4 protein-coding genes are annotated in these 4,346 nt (G+C 48.6%); 1 reads left to right on the top strand and 3 read right to left on the bottom strand.

The genetic code is table 11. From position 1 onward, the window contains the following. Positions 1–151 precede the first annotated feature (151 nt). Positions 152–784: a thermonuclease family protein gene (locus tag C230_RS18950; protein WP_018130187.1), complete on the top strand. Its 633-nt coding sequence runs from the start codon at positions 152–154 to the stop codon at positions 782–784. 82 nt (positions 785–866) lie between these two features. Here the strand turns inward: C230_RS18950 and C230_RS0100820 are convergent, their stop codons facing one another. From C230_RS0100820 to C230_RS0100830, 3 genes are all read right to left on the bottom strand, one after another. Beyond that, a complete protein-coding gene (locus C230_RS0100820; RefSeq protein WP_018130188.1) occupies positions 867–2,489 on the bottom strand; it encodes an Eco57I restriction-modification methylase domain-containing protein in 1,623 nt (540 codons plus the stop codon). Beyond that, positions 2,441–3,391: a XamI family restriction endonuclease gene (locus C230_RS0100825; protein ID WP_018130189.1), complete on the bottom strand. Its 951-nt coding sequence runs from the start codon at positions 3,389–3,391 to the stop codon at positions 2,441–2,443. Before C230_RS0100825 ends, C230_RS0100820 begins: the two co-directional genes overlap by 49 nt. A 126-nt stretch (positions 3,392–3,517) precedes the next feature. Beyond that, positions 3,518–4,192, bottom strand: a complete 675-nt coding sequence (locus tag C230_RS0100830) for an SOS response-associated peptidase (protein ID WP_018130190.1) — start codon at positions 4,190–4,192, stop codon at positions 3,518–3,520. Positions 4,193–4,346: the final 154 nt, after the last annotated feature.

Below are 4,346 nucleotides of genomic sequence, written 5' to 3' on the forward strand. Positions count from 1 at the left end.
TCCGATGCTATTGGGGATTTTACATCCGATGTTGACAGTCCCATTGGTTCAAGCTGTACGCAATCGCCTGTCCGAGTAGACTTTTTGGCAGCACTCGGGGCCGCTGCTTTTGAAGCCATGCCAAATAAATATGCCGTAGGAGGAATGCGTCATGAAAAAACTATACATAGCAATCGTTTCGATTGCTTTGCTGGCTGGATGTACCGCTCCGAAGGACAACGCAGCCCCGGCAAATCAAACAAAGGTAGCGACTGAAACGAAGCAACCGGCAGCACAGCAACCGACAGCTTCGGTCAATATCAAAGGCCGCTGGGCGACCGTAACGCACGTAGCTGACGGCGACACAGTAGAAGTTGAGGGCGGCGAAAAAGTCCGGCTGATCGGCGTCAACACTCCGGAATCCGTGAAACCCGGCGTGGAACCGATGCCGATGGGAAAGGAAGCCAGCGATTTCACGAAGTCCCAACTGCAAGGGAAGAAAGTCTTTGTCGAAACGGATGTACAGCCCAAAGACAAATACGGACGGACGCTGGCCTACCTTTACCTGCAGGAGCCGAAAACGCAGGAGGATGTTGAAAAATATATGTACAACGCGATCCTGTTGAAAGAAGGATATGCCCAGCTCATGACGATTCCCCCGAATGTGAAGTACGTCGATTTGTTCACGAAACTGCAAATGCAGGCACGTGAGGCCAAGAAAGGAATCTGGTCGCTGGGGATCTACAAGGACGAGGTGAAGAATACGAACGACGTATTTCTTGATGGCAAAACCCCGAAAAAATAACCGCCCAGCGAGGCGGTTTTTTGTTACGCTCTGTTTGCAGGTATTGTTGTTTTCAACTCCTTATTTTAATTCGTTTTGAGCATTAGCCTTTTCCACCTCGAGGCTCGACAACTCCATTAATAGCCTCCAGGAACTTGGTGGCAGGAACTCTCCCAAGTTCGGACGGCTCTAACTTGTACAAACCGCCACCGTACATTCTGCCCTCACCGAGTAAGTCGGCAACGTCAATGTTTTGTAAAAGTCCAAAGATAACAGCATATAAAGACTCCTCCTTCTTGAGAGCCTCTGCAAGCAACTCAGTCGGATAAAGAAGTAGGTAAGTGTTAGTGGCCAGCGCCCGAGACTTGTTCCAAATGAATCTGAATGGCTTTCCCTTCCCCCCCTTATCCCGTCCCAAATATGTGCAAAGGAAAGGAGCAGGTTCGCGATTCTCCTGCTGATACCAACGTTTCCGCTTACTAGCAAGGTATCCCTTGTGAACACCCATTGCTTTCCCTTGCTCTAGGTAGGCCCAGAAGTCAGGGTACTCTCGTTTTATGACGTCTTCAGGTAGGTCGCTGTCAATCAAACAATACTGGTCAGGAAGTACTGGGTATCCGTCAGGTTGGGCCTCTATAACCGTTTCTCGCATGTAGCGAGGGCTAGGCAAAACAGGCTTTAAGAACTTCTCAGGAATACCCTTTGCCTTGGCTTCCGACCGATGCAAAATGAAGAAGTCATTGGCCCCCGTTGCGAGCCCTCTTTTGATGATAAACAGGCTGGACAGCGTAATCTGGTCAATGTTTTTATCGTCAGATGTCTTAGAAGAAGTAACAAGGCTTGTCCACTTTCGTATCTTGCCAAGTTTTCCAGCCAAAATTTTGGTAGTCACCTTTGGGGCAGTCAAGCTATTACCAAAGGATAAAGTGACTTCATGATTTGGCTGAGGTTGTTTCTTTTGAAAAACCACAATCGCGGAAGAGACGAGGGCGTCATCAAACTGCACATCATTTCGGTCAAATACGTGGACATGCAGAAGGGTTACTCTCTCCGTGAGATAGCGACGCAAAGTTGCCCCATAGTTCACTTCCATGAACTCTGTGGGAATCAACCATATGCTGATCCCCTCAGACGCCAACCACGCATCAGACAGCAGTAGGTAATAGCAGTACAGTCCTGCAAGACCACTGATGTCTAGCCCTAGACGAAGTTTAACTTGAGCCTTCAACCAGACCTTAGTTTCTCTGTCCAGGTGATGGTGACGGACATATGGTGGATTCGTTACAATCAAGTTTGCTCGTTCCTTATCTGATTCAGGAGGTACTAATCGAGTGAAATCTGCCTCCTGAACTTCTAGACCAAAAGGCCTCCAAAGTTTACGAGCAATGTTTGCGAACTTAGGGTCTATTTCGATTCCCAAAGCAGAATTCCATCTATGCTTTGGAATGGTCTGGAGTAAAGCAGAATAAAAAGAACCTGAGCCAACAGCAGGCTCTAGGAATCGAATCCGATCTTCTCTTTGGCCCCAAAGGCTGGCAACAAACTGAGCTATGTCCCGAGCCAGTTGGGGCGGTGTTGCGAACTGCCCCAAGGCGTTCCTCTCTGCTGCTGTGCTCATTTCGTCTAATCGATTCTGCTCTGTTAGTCGAATCTCTTCTGTTTCAGTAAGGTCAACCGTTAGAGCCCCAATTGCAACATGTCCTCGATTCGGTGTTCCCAAATCCAATCCAATCCCTCCGCAGCTTCATAACCGAGATAACCGGCATCGAAATAACCACACAGGAAAAGATACAGTTGCGCTTCTTCTCCATATGTATCCTTGAGTTGGCGCACCTTAGTTGCCTCTTCTTTACGTCTCTTATTAGTGTTTGTAAAGTCACCAGCCGACTTGCACTCGATGAAAATCGGCATCAAGTTGTCACGAGGCTCCTTTGGCTGAATCACAACATCAATCGGAATATTAACGTCTTTTTCCTCTTGTTTGACCTTAACGTTATACCTAAAACAGAATGTTCCTGGCTTTATCTCAATAGGTGTAGTCCCTGGTTCAGGATCCTCATACTGGTATTCCAATTCTTCCAAGAATGCCTTAATTGCTTTCAATTGACGTTCTTCCTGAGCATTACGGATGATTGGGTCAGCCACGGCACCTGTGAGCCTATCCGCTACGATAGTCGCTGCACGATCACGTTCATTCTCTTCGGGAGGATTTTCTGTAACGAGCCAAGGGAAAATATCTATATCCAAAAGGAAGAGAATGGTATCACAAATTCGTTCGAGATGATTATCGAGATCAGAAGCCTTCATTCTTGCTGGTAGCTTCCCTTCCTCCAGTACTCCAACCAGATTTTTTGTGGTAGATGCCAGCCCAACAAGCCGGTCTCGAGCTAAGGGGGGAGACGTGCACATACGCAACGTAGGCAATACCTTAGGAAAATTTTTTAGTGCGGTCGGATTGATATCCCGCAAGTCCTTCGTTAGGTTAAATGCCTCCCGAACTTCACTAGTAGCCTTTTTCCTGCTCTCCCGATATGTATCAGGGGCAAACTTCAAAAACCAGTCATTATACATATCAACTGAATCTTGGATGTCCTTCTTCCATTGCGTGACCTTATCTGCATTAATCAAAATATTAACCTCCTTTTTTGTGGTATAGAACTTCAAATTCGATCATAGGACAACAAATTCCCTGTTGTCATCTTACACTTTAAGCGAACAGAGCGAAAACTAAAATCTAACCCGGACAAGACAAGCTTATTCTGGTAAATATTCTTCAATGCACTTCGAGGAATCAATCCGCACGTTCCCGACCATCTGCGAAACCGGATACGCCCGCATCTCCTCCGCCGGAAACGGCTGGCAGAGCGAAAGCAATAGATCTTGGTCGTACGCATCCCTGTTTAACCAAATTTCCTCGTCCTCCGGCCGAAGAATCACGGGCATCCGATCGTGGATTTCCGCCATGAGTTCGTTCGGCTTCGTGGTCAGAATGGTACACGTATGCACTTTCCGCCCGTCCGGAGCCTCCCATGTGTCGAACAGGCCGGCCATCCCGAAAATTTCACCGCTCCGAAGTGTGATCCGCATTGGTTGCTTGCCGGCCGGCGTCGCCTTCCACTCATAAAACCCGTCCGCTGGAATGATGCAGCGTTTCCGTTGGAACGCGTGCTTGTATGCAGGTTTCTCGTGGACTGTTTCCGCGCGGGCGTTGATCATTTTGAACGCGAGCTTCTCATCCTTCGCCCAGAACGGCACGAGTCCCCATTTGAGCTGTCCGATCCTGCGTTTGCCGGAATCCGCTATGACAGCCATGATGAGCTGTCCGGGGGCTATATTGTAGCGTGGCTGGTAGTCGGCGGTGATCGTCGAGACACCGAACCGAGTCATCACCTGATCGATTTCTGCCGTCAGGGTATAGCGTCCGCACATAACGCGTCTCCCTTCATTGTTTGGATGCCTCCATTATAGCAGATGCGGGAACCGTAGCTACCCGGATATGATTCTGGGGAAACCGGCCGGATTCGTGCAGTGATTCACGATGAAGTGGCCCAGTATTTCAAGGCTCACGGCATGCCAGACCGCG

The organism is Effusibacillus pohliae DSM 22757, assembly GCF_000376225.1.
Classification (GTDB): Bacteria; Bacillota; Bacilli; order Tumebacillales; family Effusibacillaceae; genus Effusibacillus; species Effusibacillus pohliae.